The sequence below is a fragment of the uncultured Lacinutrix sp. genome, from assembly GCF_947500605.1.
Classification (GTDB): Bacteria; Bacteroidota; Bacteroidia; order Flavobacteriales; family Flavobacteriaceae; genus Lacinutrix.
On record NZ_CANMSJ010000003.1, the window covers coordinates 253,383 to 272,758 of the forward strand.

Annotated in this window: 6 protein-coding genes; 5 read left to right on the top strand and 1 reads right to left on the bottom strand. The window is 34.2% G+C overall.

Annotated elements, in window-relative coordinates:
* Window positions 1-20 precede the first annotated feature (20 nt).
* From Q0935_RS06340 to Q0935_RS06360, 5 genes are all read left to right on the top strand, one after another.
* Complete coding sequence (locus tag Q0935_RS06340; RefSeq protein WP_299383506.1) at window positions 21-5,558, top strand: gliding motility-associated C-terminal domain-containing protein; 5,538 nt, start codon at window positions 21-23, stop codon at window positions 5,556-5,558.
* A gap of 31 nt (window positions 5,559-5,589) precedes the next feature.
* Window positions 5,590-6,495, top strand: coding sequence for a type IX secretion system membrane protein PorP/SprF (locus Q0935_RS06345; RefSeq protein WP_299249042.1), 906 nt, complete (start codon window positions 5,590-5,592; stop codon window positions 6,493-6,495).
* Window positions 6,496-6,527: 32 nt separating this feature from the next.
* A complete protein-coding gene (locus tag Q0935_RS06350) occupies window positions 6,528-8,441 on the top strand; it encodes an OmpA family protein (protein WP_299383510.1) in 1,914 nt (637 codons plus the stop codon).
* A gap of 316 nt (window positions 8,442-8,757) precedes the next feature.
* Complete coding sequence (locus Q0935_RS06355; RefSeq protein ID WP_299383513.1) at window positions 8,758-15,030, top strand: LamG-like jellyroll fold domain-containing protein; 6,273 nt, start codon at window positions 8,758-8,760, stop codon at window positions 15,028-15,030.
* A 15-nt stretch (window positions 15,031-15,045) separates the two neighbouring features.
* Window positions 15,046-17,646 carry a PQQ-dependent sugar dehydrogenase gene (locus Q0935_RS06360; RefSeq protein ID WP_299383516.1) on the top strand — a complete coding sequence of 867 codons (2,601 nt, stop codon included), beginning with the start codon at window positions 15,046-15,048 and terminating at the stop codon, window positions 17,644-17,646.
* A gap of 154 nt (window positions 17,647-17,800) precedes the next feature.
* Here Q0935_RS06360 and Q0935_RS06365 read toward each other — a convergent pair whose 3' ends face one another.
* Window positions 17,801-19,348 (bottom strand): ribonuclease E/G, encoded by a 1,548-nt coding sequence (locus tag Q0935_RS06365; RefSeq protein ID WP_299250121.1) that lies wholly within the window; start codon window positions 19,346-19,348, stop codon window positions 17,801-17,803.
* Window positions 19,349-19,376: the final 28 nt, after the last annotated feature.

The following is a 19,376-nucleotide window of genomic DNA, read 5'->3' on the forward strand; positions in this document are numbered from 1 at the left end:
ACTAATAGAAATTAGCAACGATGAAAAAAATTACACTTTTATTGGCGTTTGCAACCATACTTTTTGGGTTCAATGTAAATGCACAAATTACTACTTATCCATATTCTGAGGATTTCGAATCGGGAGATGGAGGATGGGTTGCAGATAATGCAACAAACGGAACATGGGCTTTGGGAACACCGATTTCTGCAGTTATAAATAGTGCGGCTTCGGGAGCAAATTCTTGGGCAACAAATTTAAATGGAAATTATAATAATTCAGAATCATCAACAGTTACTAGTCCTGTTTTTGACTTTTCAGCATTAGCAGCACCTGCTATATCTTTTAGTATTTGGTGGGAGTCAGAAAATAGTTGGGATGGTACAGTTTTACAATCTTCAATAGATGGAGGAACAACATGGGTAAATGTTGGGGCGTTAGGAGATGCAGGTAACTGGTACAACGATGGAACTATAAACGGAAATCCAGGAGGTCAGCAAATAGGATGGACTGGACGAGATGGCGGAGGTTCTAATGGTTGGGTAACAGCTAATAATGCCTTAGCAGGTTTAGCTGGGCAATCTAGTGTAATATTGCGTTTTGCTTTTGGATCAGATGGATCTGTTCCTGATGAAGGAGTAGCTTTCGATGATGTATCGGTTTTTAATGTAACATGCCCAAGTCCAACAGGTCTAACAGCAACGACATTAGGTGAGTCTACTGCCGATGTTTCATGGGTAGCGGGAATTGGAACAGCATGGGAAATTGTAGTGCAAGCTGCAGGAACAGGAACACCAGCAGATACAGATACAGGTGTTTCTACAACTAATAATATGCCATACAATGTTACAGGCTTAACACCAAGTACAGCTTATGAAGCTTATGTAAGAACAAATTGTACAGGAGCAGATGGTAACAGTATTTGGGTAGGGCCAATAAATTTTACAACATTAAACACACCACCACCAGCACCATTAGGGGTTAGTTGTGCAAGTGGAACATCATCAACCATATTTACAGAAACTTTTGGAGATGCTCCAAATGTAGATCCATTAGGTTGGACTGGAACAGGTTTCGATGGTTCAAATGGTAACTGGAGAATTACAAATCCAGGTGGAAACTCAGGTGGAACAGGACCAGCGAATTCTTTTGATGGAAATGCAGGAGTACATTTAGAATATGAAGCTTCTGGAAATGCATCAGCTATAGCTTCAGCAATATCACCAGCAATCGACTTAACTACAGCAGTAGATGGAGCAGAGTTAGCATTCCTTATGCATGCTTTTGGAGAAGATATTGGAACATTAAATGTTAATGTAGGAACAAGTGCTACAGGACCATTTACTACAGAGTATACATGGGTTGGAAGTTATCAAGCTACAGATGCAGAGGCATGGGTGCCTATAGGAGTTAACTTAGATGCCTATTTAGGACAAGTAGTTTATTTAGAATTTAGCTATGGAGCTACAGGTAATGACTGGGAAGGCGATATGGCTTTAGATCAAATTACAGTAGAAACTTGTGGTAACTTCTGTATTGCGCCTAGTAATATTGTTGTAGCTAATATAACAGATACAACTGCAGATGTTTCATGGATAGCAAATAATGGTGAAACACAATGGGAATATGTTGTTCAGCCAGCAGGAACTGGAACTCCTACAGGAGCAGGAACTGTTACTACAACAAATCCTACTTTAGTGACTACTCTTACTTCAAGTACAGTATACGAATTTTATATACTAGCAGATTGTGGTAGTGGACAGAGTCAATATTTTGGCCCAGTAAACTTTACAACATTAAACACGCCACCGCCAGCACCAGTAGGTGTTAGTTGTGCAAGTGGAACATCATCTACTATATATACAGAAACTTTTGGGGATGCCGCAAATGTTGATCCAGCAGGTTGGACAGGAACAGGTTTCGATGGTTCAAATGGTAACTGGAGAATTACAAATGCAGGAGGGAACTCAGGAGGAACAGGACCAGCGAATTCTTTCGATGGAAATACAGGAGCGCATTTAGAATATGAAGCTTCTGGAAATGCATCTGATATAGCTTCAGCAATATCACCGGCTATAGATTTAACTACAGCAACAGATGGAGCAGAATTAGCATTCTTTATGCATGCTTTTGGAGAAGATATTGGAACATTAAATGTTAATGTAGGAACAAGTGCTACGGGACCATTTACTACAGAATATACTTGGATTGGAGATTACCAATCTACAGATGCGGAAGCATGGGTGCCTATAGGAATCAATTTAGATGCTTATTTAGGACAAGTAGTTTATTTAGAATTTAGCTATGGAGCTACAGGTATTGGTTTTGAAGGAGATATTGCTTTAGACCAAATTACAGTAGAAACTTGTGGTAGTTTCTGTATTGCACCAAGTAATATTGTTGCAATTAATATAACAGATACAACAGCAGATGTATCTTGGACAGCAAACAGTGGAGAAACACAATGGGAATACGTAATACAACCAGCTGGAACTGGCGCTCCAACAGGACCAGGAACAGTAACTAATACGCCAGGATTTATGGCTACTGGCTTATCTGGACTTGCTGCTTACGAAGTATATGTACTAGCAGATTGTGGTGGAACTCAAAGCGTTTGGGCTGGACCTTATAATTTTAATACAGATGTGCAACTTAACTTCGCGGTGGATTGTGCTGTAGGGCCACAAAACATTAACTATTGTTACGACAGTAACGATACTAACGTATTTACATTTACTAGTACAGATGGCTCGGCATTAAACTTTACAATTAATTCTGGAAATGTAGAATCATGTTGTGATGAATTAGTTGTTTATGATACTGATGGTACAGAATTATTTAATGATACTAACGGAGGTGATTTAGGAGGTTTAACTTTTCAATCAACAGGAGATACTATTTCTTTCACAATAGCATCAGATGGTTCTATTAGTTGTCAAAGTAGTACTACCATTAATCCTTTAGATATTACTGTGTCTTGTGCAACTTGTATAAACCCAACAGCAACTTATCAAGTAGTTGATGATTGTGCTAATGGTGATCAATTCTTAGTAGATGTAGACGTAACATCTTTAGGAGACGCAACTTCAGTTTCTATAGAAGATAACCAAGGTAATCCAGCTGTATCAGTTTCTGCAACAGGAATAACTCAATTTGGACCTTATCCTTTTAATGTCGATGTTATTTTTACAGTAAGTAATGATCAAGACGTAAATTGTATAATTACAAGTTCTGCTTTACAATTAGCAGCTTGTCCTCCATCAAATGATAACTGTGGTAACGCAACAGTAGCTGTTGTAAACGATAGTTTTTTATGTGAGGTTAGTACACCAGGAACATTATTAGAAGCAACACCTTCAGGAGTTCCTAATCCTACATGTGGTGGTGATACAGATGATGATGTTTGGTTTCAATTTGTAGCTACAAGCGAATTTCAACTTATAGCTTTAGCAAATATACAAGGAAGTAATACCTTTAATATAGACCATGCATTATATGAAGGAGACTGTGGAACATTAGTAGAAATAGCATGTACTGATGCTGAATTAGCAAGTGTTACACCTGCTTTAACAATAGGTAACACATATTATATAAGAATATTTTCTGGCGGTTCAAATGCAGAAACAACAACTTTCGATATATGTATTACACCATACGAAGCACCAGCAAATATAACATGTGATACAACAGAAAATCTTTGTCCAGGAGGAGATGATTTATATACCTTTAATACTATTGGTATTACTCCAGGTCTTGGTTCAATAGATTGTTTAGGTTCTTCTCCTAATCCAACATTTAGTATTGTTGAAATTGGTACTTCGGGAGATATAGATATAGAAATGGTTCAGAACACGGCATTTGACGCTTTAGGAAACCCTATAGGAGATGAATTAGATGTTGATTTTGCAGTTTGGGGACCATTTAGTGCAGGAGACGATTACTGTTCAGGAGGTGATTATCCTTCAACACCAGTTTTTGCATGTAGTTATTCTGCAGCAGCTGTAGAGAATTTTATAATTACTGGTGCCGTGGCAGGAGATATTTATATTGTTCTTATTACTAATTTTGATCAAGATCCTGGAATTATACAAATAAACCAGACAAATTTAGATCCTAATAACCCAGATCCAAATGCAGGAACTTTAAGTGGTGAAATAGAGGTAGATATAATTAGTGCAGATGCGGTGTTTATTGACGAAGATAACGATGAAACTACACCATCTATAGCTAATTTATGTGGATTTGATTCTATTGTTTTAGAAGCAGATTCTCCTTTTGCAGATGCTTACGAGTGGTATGTAAACGGTATTTTAGATACAACTTTAACAAGTTCTTCAATTACAGTAACAGAATCTAATACTTATGCTGTAACTGCTTACGATAATCAATGTATGGGTAACGATACTAAAACGGTAGTTGTTAATTTATATCAATCAGCAACAGTAAATATTGTTCCTCAAGATGAAGTATCAATTACAACCTGTGATGATGAATCTGGTGATGGAGTAGAAGACTTTAATTTAAATGGACTTTCAAGCATTATATTAAATGCTCCAGGTCAAGACCCAAACGACTTCTTAGTAACATATCATGCAACTTTAAACGATGCACAGACTGGTAATAACGCTTTAGTTTCGCCATATTCTGCTGCAGATGGTACAATAATTTTTGTAAGAGTAGAAGATGTTGATTCAGTAGGATCTGGATCTGGTTGTGCAAGTACTAATACATCATTCGAATTGGTTGTTTTAGGAGCGCTTCCTGATATTACTGGTGTAAATGATTTAGAGTTATGTGATGACGAATCTAGAGATGGTGTTGAAGAATTCGACCTTGAGCAAAATACTTCAGTTGTTCTTAATGGTCAAGATCCAACGGTATTTGTAGTTACTTATCACGCATCTCAAGCAGATGCTGATGCAGGAGTAAATGCACTAGTATCTCCATACTCTAATACTTCTAGTACACAAACAATTTTTGTTAGAATACAAAATAATGCAGCATCAGATTGTTATAAGACAACAACTTTTAATATAATAGTAAAAGATGTTCCAAGTACTACTTTTGATGCTGGTACCGTTTACGAGGTATGTCCTAATGCTAATGCACCTATAATATTAGCGCCAACTGCAGATAATTATACAGAATCTGAAGTTACTATACAATGGTTTTATGAAGGAGTTGTAATTCCTGGAGAAACAGGACTTACTTTAGACACAGTGCTTTTAGCAGGAGATTACGAAATAATGGTAACATTTAATGCAGCCGGTGCTCAATGTACATCAACTGAAGAAGTAACCGTCTACGAATTAGAATCTTGTGTAATACCACAAGGTATTTCTCCAAATGGCGATGGATTAAACGATACATTTGATTTAAGTAGTTTTGATGTTCAAATCTTAACAATATTTAATAGAAATGGAGTTAAGGTTTACGAGAAGACTAATTATACAAACGAGTGGTATGGTCAATCTTCAGATGGCGATGAGTTACCAGTAGGAACTTATTACTATGTAATGGATTACCAAGGAAACAAAAGCAAAGCTGCTTGGGTATACGTCAACAGAGAAAACAAATAATCGAACCAACTAGAAACCAATAATAATACAGATGAAGAACATACTATATATAGTATTCCTAGTAGTTATAGGCGTACAAGCGCAGCAAGATCCGCAGTACACGCAATACATGTACAACATGAATGTAATTAATCCTGCATACGCAGGATCAAGCGAAAGTGTATCCATAGGTGCATTATACCGCAGCCAATGGGTAGGTTTAGAAGGCTCACCAAGTACAGGAACCTTATCTATACATTCTCCGGTAGGAAACAGAGTAGGTTTAGGTTTATCGTTAATTAATGATGAAGTTGGACCAGTAAGAGAAACCAATGCTTATGTAGATTTCTCTTATACTTTACCAGTAGGAAACATTACAAAATTAGCTTTCGGTTTAAAAGCCGGAGCTACTTTCCACGATATTGGATTAACAAGTGTAGAAACTATAGATGCTGATGATCCATTTTTCTCTCAAGATGTTAATGAGACTACAGCAAATGTAGGTGCAGGTGTATACTTATACCAACCTAACCGTTGGTATCTATCTGCTTCAATGCCTAACATTTTAAATGGAACACATTTAGATAGAGATGGTAGAAAAATAGGATCTGAAAGTGAACATTTATTTGCAGCTGCAGGATATGTGTTTGATTTATCAGAAAACTTTAAATTAAAGCCACACGCTTTAATGAAGTTTGCTTTCGATGCACCAATAAGTTACGATGTAAACCTAAATCTATTCATGTACGATGTAGTAGAAATAGGCGCAGGATACAGACTGGACGATTCTTTTAGTGGTATGGTAAACTTTATGGTTTCACCATCAATGAGAATTGGTTATGCTTACGATGCTATTCAATCAGAATTAAACGTAGTTACAGATGCTTCTCACGAGATCTTTATAAACTTCGATATCGATTTACCAAAAAAAGTATCACGTTCACCACGTTATTTCTAAACCACATAAGCTAACACAAAAGACACGACCAGATGAAACATTTAAAATTAATTATAACACTAGTCATTCTAACTAGCTTTAGCGTTACAGCGCAAACTAAGGCAACAAAGAAAGCTGATAAACATTTTGAGAAATATCAATTTGTAGAGGCGATAGAGGACTATACTAAGTTAACAGAAAAAGGAGAGGCAGACGCTTACGTTTATGGACGTTTAGCAGAATCTAATTACAATATATTTAATACTGTAGAAGCAGAAAAGTGGTATGCAAAAGCCTTAGAAACTTCTCAAGAGCCAGAAATGATTTATAAGTATTCTGAAATGCTAAAAGCAAACGGAAAGTACGAAATCTCTAATGCTCAAATGAAAAAGTTTGCTTCTATGCGCCCAGGAGACGATAGAGCAGTTATGTTCTTATCTAATCCAGATTACTTACCAAAAATTTTAAAAGGTGGTAAGAAGTTTAATGTTCAGAATATGGATATTAATTCGGCTGTATCAGATTTTGGAGGTACTATTAAAGATGGAAAATTATACATCTCTTCAGCAAGAAACGATTCTAGAAAAAATTACGGATGGAATGAGCAACCGTTTTTAGATATGTATTCTTTTACAAAAGCTGAAGATGGATCTTATCAAGAGGAAACAATGTTAGGAGATAAAATGAATACAAAATACCACGAAGGTCTTATGTCATTCTCTCCAGATGGAAAAACAGTATATTTCTCAAGAGAAAGTTTTTACGAAAACATCTACGAGAAGGATTCAGTATCTAACACAAAGTACAGTGTATTACATATGTTTCAAGCAACTAAAAGTGGAGATAAATTCTCTAACATAGAAGCTTTAACAATAAACAGTAGAAACTATTCTATAAAAAACCCAAGCGTAAGCCCAGACGGAAGTACATTATACTTTGCAAGTGATATGCCAGGTGGTTTTGGAAAATACGACATCTACAAAGCAACTATAGATGATAACGGACAAGTAGGCTCTCCAGTAAATATGGGACAGAAAGTAAATACAGAAGGTCATGAAATGTTTCCACATGTAAGTGATAATAATACACTTTATTTTTCTTCAACAGGTCATTTAGGTCTTGGTGGTATGGATGTATTCTACACAAAAGAGATTGACGATAAATTAGCACCAATTAGAAATGTTGGAATACCAATAAACTCTAACGGAGATGATTTTGCATTTTCAATGAACGAAGAAACAGGAGAAGGATTTGTGTCTTCAAACCGTGAAGGTGGAAAAGGAGATGATGATATTTATGCGATAAAAAAAATACAACCACTTTGCGATGTACAAATAATAGCTACAATATTAGACAACAAAACAAAAGCACCTTTAGCGGGAGCAACAGCATCTTTAGTAGATAGTAAAGGTAATATCTTGTCTACTAAAACAGCAAACGCAGAAGGAGTAGTAGAATACATTGTAGAATGTGATACAGAAACAGAGCTACAAGTAACAATGGCAGATTACGAAAGTAATAAATTGTCTATAGAAGGTAGTAATGAAGAAGAGGTAGCAGTAGAGATTGCATTAGATCCAATCGAAAAAATTATTGAAGTAGAACGTGTTGTCTTAAACCCAATCTATTTTGATTACGATAAATCTAACATTACAGCTAAAGCTGCTTTTGAGTTGGATAACTTAGTGCAAGCGATGAAAAAGTATCCAAACATGGTTATTTATGCAACATCTCATACAGATACAAGAGCATCAGACCGTTATAATGATGCTTTGTCAGATAGAAGAGCAAAAACTACAGTGCAATATATAATCTCTAAAGGTATAGATGCTATAAGAATTTCAGGAGCTGGAAAAGGCGAAAGAGAATTAGCAGTAGATTGTGGTGATAATTGTACAGAAGACCAACACCAATTAAACCGTAGAACTCAGTTTAGAATTATGAGTGGTGGACCAAGTAGTAATTAACAAGAACTAAATAACTTAGGTTATAATAATTTTTATTTTAAAAGACGCAACGTATGTTGCGTCTTTTTTTGTTTTTAATTTTTTCAAAATTATTTTTCGATTTGTTAAAAAGCAATTCGAAATATGTTATTAATCTGTTTTAATTGCACTTCGTCGATTTTGTAATTTATTTTTTGACTATATTTACATATTGGTCTGTTAAATACGCATTTTAGCTTAGTTTTTTGAAACTAGATTATAATTATTTGCGTAAGTGTTTTTTATAACACATTAATTAATAGTCTGTTTTAAAAACAACGTACCTAAATAAATAATTATGAAATCAATCTGCTTTTCGGTTTTTAATAGACACGCGATTACTAAAAATAAAACTAATTATGGGACACTTATGTTGAGTGTCTTTTTATGTTTTTTTGTATTTCAAGTATTTTCTCAAACGACTATTGTTAAAAATGAGTTTATAGCTACCGGTTATACTAATGTTAATAACGGAGGACAAGGTGTTAATAATGGAGGTGATAATTGGAATTTTACGGCCACTATTAATAATGGTCAAATTCGTTACACTACAGATAAATTTATTAGTCCTACTAGAAGCCTAGAAATTATAGATTACTATGAAGATTTAGAGAAAGTAGAATTTGATCAAATAGATATAACAGGTCTAACAAATGTTGAGTTCTCATTTGGGTATGCATCTAATAATGCTTTAAGCGCAAATGATAGAGCAGACTTAATATATTATATAGATGGTGTTCCTACAACAGTTACATTAATACAAGGTGGTAATGGTGAAGTTAACTTTGGTTCTAATGTAAACAATGGAACAGGTGTTGCAAACGCTTATGTTTTATCTATACCTAATGGCTCAACAAGTTTTAGTTTTGATATAGAATTAATTGCTGATTCATCGGGAGGTAACGAAATAATTTACATAGATGATGCTTTTTTAACGCATATAGTAGCGACATCAAATCCACCCGTAGCAAATTGCCAAGACATAACAATAGAATTAGATTCAAATGGTGACGCAACTATAGTATCTACGGATGTAGATAATATGCTTTTTCCTTCGTCAGATGATGGAACTATTGTAAGTTATTCTATAGATATTGACACTTTCAATTGTACTAATGTAGGAACTCCTGTAGATGTAACATTAACAGTAACCGATAACGAAGGCCAAACAGATACATGTATTTCTACTGTTACAGTAAATAATTATTCGGGTACTATGGTAGCACCAACACTGCCAGATGTAAATGCATATTGTAGTTATACGGTACCAACACCTGCAGATTTATCTTTTAGATGTAATTTAATTACACCAACTTTTTTAACTTCTTCATCTGGGTCAACTACATTTACAAGTAGTGGTTCAATTGTTTGGGTTTATAATAATGGTCCTGGAGAAACAGTACAAGCAACTCAAAATGTTATTATTGAAGCATTAGTACCACCTAATAATATTGCAATCTCTACAATAACAGAATCTGGAGCAACAATTAGTTGGGACGATTTTTTAGGTGAAGAAACTTACATAATAAGATATAGAAAAACAGGTACTACAACTTGGTCCAGTATAACAGCAACTACTAATACTGCAAATATAACAGGATTAGATGATTTAACAGAGTACGATGTAGAAGTTTCAAGTGCTTGTGGTGCAGCAGAATCTTCTTATTCTACAACTTATAATTTTGTAACATTAAGTTCTGGAGCGTATTGTACACCTGTGTCTAGTTCTAATGGCGTTCGTTATATTACCAATGTTACATTGCCAGGAGAAACGGTAGATATTAATTATGATTCTGGAGATGGTGGAGGATATCAGGATTATACAAATATACCAGCTGCCGATTTATACTACGGAGAAGCTTACGATATTTCTATTTTAATAGAAGGTAATGAAAATTTGTTTTCATATAATCATCGTTCAGGTTGGGTGGCTTATATAGATTTTAATCAAAATGATATTTTCGATGATGGTGAACGTGTTTACCGTTCTGGCGGTGCTGGAGGAGGTGAAGAGAATCAAAACCCATATCCATTCGCAGCACAGTCTTTTATTGTGCCTGCAACAGCAGTATCTGGAGTAACAACCATGCGTATTGGTTTAAGACAATATTGGTCTCCAGGAGATCCTTGTGGAACAACAGGTGTAGTTGAAGATTTTGAAGATTATAAAGTAAAAATTTCTCTAGATCCATTTGCTCCACAAGATATTACTGTAGTTGGTAATAATACAGAGATTGTAAACGGACAAACAACAACAACGTTTTCTAGTTTTACAGACTTTGGAGTTTACGATATCAACGGAGGAGCTAAAACAAGAGTTTTTAAAATAATTAATAGCGGTTCTAACGACTTAATTTTAGGTGCTTTACCTGTAGCATTGCAATTAGGTTCAAGTACAGATTTTACTGTAACAGCTCAGCCTGTAGCAGGAACAACAATTGCTCCAGGAGGTTTCGAAACATTTTCTGTAAGTTTCGACCCAAGTACTATTACTAGTAATATAACGGCAGTTGTTGTTATAGACAGTAATGATCCCGATGAAAACCCATTTACATATACTATAATAGGTGAAGGAGCAGAGTTATATCCAGATACAGATGGAGATGGAATATCTAATAATATAGATGTTGATGATGATAATGATGGTATCTCTGATAGTGAGGAGCAATTACAATGTTTAATGTATAGTAACGCATCAGTTGTAGAAACACAATTTTTAAATGAAACTTTTGGTTCAGGAATAAATAGAATTGCAATTAATGGTAATACAGACGGTGTAACTACATCGTATTGTTATGAAGATGGAATAAATGGACAAACAGGAGAAGAGTGTGATGCCGATGTAAATTTAAATGATGGAGAATATGCGGTACATTATTCAATAACCAATGGAGATGCAACTAATAATGCTGTTACTGCCAATGGAGAAAACATCGCAACATTTGGGTATTATGCTTGGTATAAAGGAGAAGACCATACGCCAGGAGATACAAACGGTAGAATGGCAATATTTAATGGTGATGTAGATCCGGGTGTTTTTTATGAAACAGCAGTTTCGGGTATTTTACCAAACGTACCTATTAATTATAGTTTTTGGGCTATTAATATAGATAATGCAGATAATAGATTTTCAGGTGGAGAGCTACCAAGAATAAACCCTAATATAACAATTAATTTTTTAACTTCAGATTATTCTACGGTGTTAGCATCATTCGATACTGGTGATATTACAAGATGTACTTCAGGAAATAATTGTGTAGATTCTGTTTGGAAAGAATTTGGTACTTCACTCAGTATTAATGAGTCTGAATTTGTAATTCAGTTTGTTAACAATTCTCCAGGAGGATTAGGTAACGATTTAGCGATAGATGATATTAATATTACACAATCATTATGTGATTTAGATGGAGATGGTGTCGCTGATGTTTTCGATTTAGATAATGATAACGATGGGATTCCTAATATTTACGAATATGGACCTCCTTTTTTAGGAGCAGATATAGATTTAGATGCTAATGGAGTGGCTTTAATTGGCCCGGGAGCAGATACAGATGGTAATGGAATGAGCGATATATATGAAACAGCAACTGCTTTAGATACAGATAATGATGGGACTCCAGATTATGTAGATTTAGACTCAGATAACGATTCTATTTTTGATGCTGTAGAAAATGATGGCAATGGAGATATAGATGTTGATGGCGATGGAGTTGGAGATGGTTCAGATATTAGTACCGGAATAAATAATGATGATTTCGATGGAGACGGCGTTTTAGCTATAATAGATAGTAATGATGATGATGGAGATGCAGATGATCATGGACTTGGTACTAACGGTTACCAGTATCCTTTAGATACAGATGGAGATGGAGTACCAGATTATTTAGATGTAGATAGTAATGATGCAGCTAATAATCCTGCAGATGGTAATGATATAGATAATACACTTTATGATGCACTAGATACAGATAATGATGGTATTGTAGATGGTAATATAGATGCAGACAACGATGGGCTTTTAAGCGCATTTGATAGTGAAGATAATTTATTTGGTGGGCCTAGAGATTTAGATAATTCGTATAGCCTTTTCTTCGATGGAAGAAATGATTACGTAGAAGATGCTAATGTTACTGCTAACGGAAATGCAACAATTACTGCTTGGATAAAATCTGAAGGAGATAACACTTTAAATACTAATAGAATTGTAGCAGGTCAAAATAATTTTTATTTGATTGTTAATGATTCAGACAGCTCAGTTACTGTAATGTTAAATGGTGCTGCTATTTTAACATCGACAGATTTTGTTACAGATGCTATTTGGGTACATGTTGCTGCAACAACAAACGGCTCTCAAACTGTTTTATATGTAAATGGAGAGGCGCAAGGAAGTCCAGCAGGTTCTGGAGGTGTTAATAATGATACATCTAATTTTACTATAGGAAGACTTGCTAACACAGATTCAAATTACTTTCATGGAGAAATAGACGAAGTAAGAGTATTCGATATCGCTTTAACAGAAGAAGAAATACAAAGAACGGTTTATCAAGAATTAGAAGAAACCCAAAATTTTAATCAAGGTAAAATTATACCTAAAGATATTTCAGCTAATGCTATTGGAGGTAACTTATTACGTTATTATAAAATGGATGGCTATAAAGGAGATATTACAGATAATAAAGTAACACCAGCTATAGATCAAATAACAGGAGCTAAACTTTACAATATTAAAGATATTTACTTTCAAACAGCACCATTACCTTACCAAACAGTAATAGATGGAGCATGGTCTACAACAGCAACATGGCTTCATGGAGATGTTTGGGATATTACAGACGAAGTAAATAATAAAGCATGGTCTATTGTAGATATTAATAATAATGTAGATACAGATACAAGCCATACAACATTAGGTTTGTTTGTAGAAGCAGGTAAAGAGTTTGAAGTTAATACAGATGCCGAAATTAAAAACACTTGGTATTTAGAATTAAATGGGTTTATTGATCTTGCAGGTGAGTCTCAGTTAGTTCAAACTAACGAAAGTGACTTAGTATTAGGAGCTAATGGTAAACTAGAAAGAGACCAACAAGGAACAGAGAATTTATATACATATAACTACTTTTCTTCTCCAGTACATTCTAGTGATACAAACGCTGCAGTAGATGGAAATGAAATTTATACTGTAGGTAATGTTATGATGGATGGAACAGATCCTATTAATCCAGTAGCTATTAATTTTATTGGAGGTTATGATGGAAATAATGCGACTTCACCAATTCAAACGGCTCGTTTTTGGTTATGGAAATATAGCAATCTTGCTACTGATTACTATAACTGGGAACAAGTATTCGAGACTGGAGATATTAAGGTTGGAGAAGGCTATTCTATGAAAGGGCCTGGAACAGGAGCAGTTACAGATCAACAAAATTACACTTTTTCGGGTAAACCTAACAATGGTACAATACTACTGCCAATAACAACAGATAACACTTATTTAGTTGGTAACCCATATGCATCGGCACTGGATGGAGATGCTTTTATTTTAGATAATTTAAACCTTAGTGGGCTACTTTATTTTTGGGAACATTTTGCAGGAGGAACTCATAATACTTTAGAGTACGAAGGAGGTTATGGATTCTACAATCTTTCTGGAGGAGTTCCTGCAATTCAGCACAACTACTTAACAGGAGGAAATGAAGCAGGTGGAGCGCAAAGTCTTAAAACACCTGGTCGTTATGTTCCTGTAGGTCAAGGTTTCTTTGTAGAAGGTATTAGTACTGGTGATATTAAATTTGAAAATGATCAAAGAATCTTTGTTAAAGAAGCAGGTAATACTGAATCTATATTCTTTAGAAATGATAGTAATAATACTACTAATGAAGATTATGCTATAGAAGATTTAAGGACTAAATTTAGATTTAGTTTTATATCCCCAGAAACATACAAAAGACAACTTCTTTTAACTGTAGATGAGAATACAACTATAGATTACGATTGGGGATACGATGCTAAAATTGATGACGACAATGTTGAAGATATGTTTTGGAGTTTTGCAAATGATAAATTTGTAATACAAGGTACAAATGAAACAACCGATACAACAGTATTACCATTAAGCGTAAAAACAGTAAATGGAGGAATTATTGAAATTGGAATTGATGCACTTGAAAACGTAGATCCAACTTTAGATATCTATTTAAAAGATAATGATATCTATCACAATCTTAGAAATGCAGCATATACAGTAACTGTAGAGTCGGGTGTTATAGATGGTCGTTTTGAGATTGTATTTACACCAGATCCGGCACTTTTATCTGTAGAAGAATTTCAGGAAAATAATAGTATAACTATGTTTGCTAGCAATGGTAATTTAACAGTTAACAACCCTTTAAATAAGGAGATAAATAATATTCAAGTAATTAATATGTTGGGTCAGATAGTTTTAGAATCTCAGGTTAATACTTCAGATAGTAAAATAAATATCCCAATGCGTTTACAAACGGGAGCTTACCTTTTCAAGTTAACGTCTACTAGTTTTACAATAACTAAAAAAGTGGTAATTAATTCTAAATAATAATTAAAACAGAGTATGAAAAAAACTTTACTTTTTATGGCAATATTTTGCCTAGCATTTATAAATGCGCAAACTCCTACAACCGATGGTCCAGATTGGACTGTTACTAACATTACTAGTGATAATGCTTTAGATTTCCCATGGGAAATAACTTATGCTCCAGATGATAATCTTTGGATAACAGAACGAATAGGAGAAAAAATAGTGAATTTTAATATAGCAAATAGTACTATCTCTACAATGATAGATCTTAGCTCTAGAATTACAACATCTAAGCAAGGAGGATTAATGGGTATGGCTATACATCCAGATTTATATAACAATATTAATACAGTAACAAACAATTACGTTTTTGCATCTTATACTTATGACGATGCAGGTACTTTAAAAACAAGAATTGTTAGATTACTTTATAATAGTGTTACAGGATTATTAACCGAAGATTCAAGTACAGGAAACGTAAATGGTTCTATTGTTGAAGGTATGCCAGGAAGTGCAGATCATAACTCTGGACGTTTAATTTTTGGCCCAGATTTAAAATTATATTATACTATTGGTGATCAAGGCGCTAATCAATTTGATAATGCTTGCGATCCAATTTTAGCTCAAGTGTTACCAACATCTGCAACAGATTTTGATAGTTACCCAGGTAAAACATTACGTATTAATACAGATGGTTCTATACCAACAGATAATCCTATTTTCAATAGTGTACAAAGTCATGTTTATACTTATGGACATAGAAATGCTCAAGGAATTATTTTTGCTCAAGATGGTACACTTTATAATTCTGAACATGGAGCAAAAGTAGATGATGAACTTAATAAGGTTATTGCAGGAAAAAATTATGGTTGGCCAGAAATTGCTGGTTATTATGATAATATGGCTTATGCATATTGTAACTGGTCTTCTTTAGGAGGTGGATGTAATGCAGGTGATTTTAGCGATCACAATTGTCCAAATGGAGTGACTGCGTTTACAGAGTTCGAGTCTTTTCCTAGTGGTCCTCCTTCAGATTTTCAACCTCCAATAGGGACGTATAATAGTACAACAGATGTAGATCCATCAGGAGGATTTTTATCTTGGCCAAGTATTGCACCTTCAAGTATAGATATTCACGAAACAGGAAACATTCCTTGTTGGGATAGATCTTTATTAATTCCTTCATTAAAAAGAGGAACTATTTTTAGAGCAAAATTAACACCAGATGGAAATGATGTAGTGGGTGATTATTACGAGGAGCTTCATTCATCTGATGATCGTTACAGAGATATTGCTATTTCTCCAGATGGTTTAACTATTTATGCTGTTACAGATAATTCTGGAGGTACATCTGGTCCATCATCAGGAGGTTTTGTAACTATTACAAATCCAGGTGTTATTGTTAAATTAGAGTATGTTGGTCCATTGTCTACAGATCCTATTGCTAGTCCAACATTAGAAGATGTTGTTAGCTATTGCTCAATTACAGTAGATGCACCAGAGGTTATGTCTAACAATTGTACTGTGCTTACAGGTACAACTACAGATCCTACAACGTATAGTTCTGGTACTAATATAGTAGAATGGAGTTTTAACGATAATGGTAACGTAGTTACAGCAAATCAAAACGTTATAATTAATGCGCTAGAGGTGCCGTCGAATATTAGTGTAGTTCCTTCTAATGTTTCTGCAGATATATCTTGGGATAACTTAGGTAATACAATTTTCGAGGTTAGGTACAGGGAGGTAGGAGCAAGCACATGGTTAACCGAAACTACATCTGTAAATAGTATAACTTTAACAAGTTTAACCTTATCTACAAATTATGAATTTCAAGTATTAAGCGATTGTGGTGGTACACAATCTGCATATAGTACTGTTACTAATTTTACAACATTAGCAATTACATATTGTGATGCACAAGGTGTTGCTGCTGGGCATATAAGTAATGTGTTATTAAATGGAGAAAATAGTACTTCTATTAATTCATCTTCTAGTACTAATGTAGCTTATACAGATTATACATCTTTATCACCTGTAGATTTAAAAAAAGGAGAAACCTACAGTATGCAAGTTTCAACAAGTTACAACGCTTCGGGAGTTTCAGTTTGGATAGATTATAATCAAGATGGAGATTTTGACGACAGTAACGAAAAAGTTTGGGATGATGCAGTAGGAACCACAGAAGCATCTCCAAGATCCAATTCTTTTTTAATACCTAGTGGTGTTCTTGTAGGGTCTACTAGAATGAGAGTGGCATCTAGACAATATTACACTATATCAGGATCTTGTGGAGATGTTGTTGAGGCTGGTCAAGATAGTGAAGTGGAGGATTATACAGTTAATATTATTGAAGAGTCACTTGGTGTTAACGCGCTTAGTTTAGAGGTTTTTAATATCTCTCCAAACCCATTTAACTCTCAAATAAAGATAAACAAGCCTTCTTCAATAAAAGACTTAACAATTACTTTATTCGATATTCATGGTAGAATAATTAGAAAAGAAGCCATTTCAGGTAATCAATCAGGAACAATTACCATTAACAATTTAGACGATTTAAACGCAGGAGTTTATTTTGTAAGAATAAGTGATGGAAATTCTGTGTCAAGCGCTAAAAAGCTAGTTAAAATATAATTTAAAGCTATTTATAGAGTATTCTATATTATTAACATGGCGTTATAAAGTAAAAACCAGAGAAGTTAATTTCTCTGGTTTTTTTATGTCTTTAATTTTAATATTCATTTTAGTATATAAACAAAAAAAGTCGCAACGTAAGTTGCGACTTTTTTTATTTTATTGGTTCACCATTTTTATCAAAAAAATGATATTCTAAATATGTGTAAGCATCTCTGGGTTGTATTTTAACCCATTTTTTGTGTTCAAAAAACCATTTTGAACGAATAGATGGAAAGCCTTTTGTTAAGAAGGCTGCTATAAAAGGATGTGTGTTTAAAGTCACCTTACCATAGTCTTTTTTTAATAATACCTCTAAATCATGATTGATTTTAGATAATATTCCAATTGGAGCTTCAACCTCTTCAGTACTATTGCCACCATTAGGATCTTCCTCTCTGGTTTTAATATTCATTTCAGGTCTTACTCTTTGTCTTGTAATTTGAATCAATCCAAATTTACTTGGAGGTAATATTTTGTGTTTAGCTCTGTCATCTTTCATTTCATCACGAAGATGATTAAAGAGTTTTTTTCTGTTTTCAGCTTTATTAAGATCAATAAAATCGACTACAATTATGCCTCCCATATCTCGAAGGCGAAGCTGTCTGGCAACTTCAGTAGCAGAAATCATATTAACCTCTAAGGCTGTTTCTTCTTGGGAATTAGCTTTATTAGATCTATTTCCACTGTTTACGTCAACAACATGCAAAGCTTCTGTATGCTCTATTACTAAATAGGCACCTTTAGCCATTGAAACTGTTTTCCCGAAGGCAGTTTTAATTTGTCTATCGACTCCAAATTTTTCAAAAATAGGAGTGTTAGATTGATGTAACTTGACTATTGATTCTTTTTTTGGTGCAATTTCTTGCACATAATCTTTAATTTGATTGTAAAGCGCTTCATCATCAACTTGAATACCGGTAAACGAGTCGTTAAAAATATCTCTTAACATTGAAGAGGCTTTGTTTAACTCTCCATGTACCTTAGAAGGATGATTTGCTTTGTGTAGCTTTTTACACATTGTGGTCCAACGACCTAACAAATTTTGTAAATCTTTATCTAATTCGGCTACTTTTTTCCCTTCGGCTACTGTTCGCACAATAATTCCAAAACCTTTTGGTGTAATACTTTTTACCAAACGTTTCAGTCTGTCTTTTTCTGCTTTGTCTTCTATTTTTTGAGAAATAGAAATACGATCGCTAAAAGGGACTAAAACTATATATCTACCAGCAATAGAAAGCTCAGAGCTTATTCTTGGGCCTTTTGTAGATATAGGTTCCTTTACTATTTGTACTAACATTGATTGATTTGACTTTACAACATTGGCAATCTTGCCGTCTTTGTCAATATCTTTCTCAAATGGGAAATCTTTTAATGAGAAATCATTTAATTTACCTGTGCTTACACGTTTTGTGAATTGTAAGAGAGAAGATATTTTTGGCCCTAAATCGTGATAATGCAAGAATGCATCTTTCTCGTAACCTACATTTACAAATGCAGCATTTAGTCCAGGAACAGCTTTACGTATTTTGGCAATAAACACATCACCAACAGCAAAGTTGTTACTATCTTCTTCCTTATGTAATTCAATAAGTTTTCCATCTTTTAATAAGGCAAAATCAACACCGTCAGAATTAGATCTGATAATCAATTCTTTATTCATACTGTTAATTTTAATCTATTATACACTA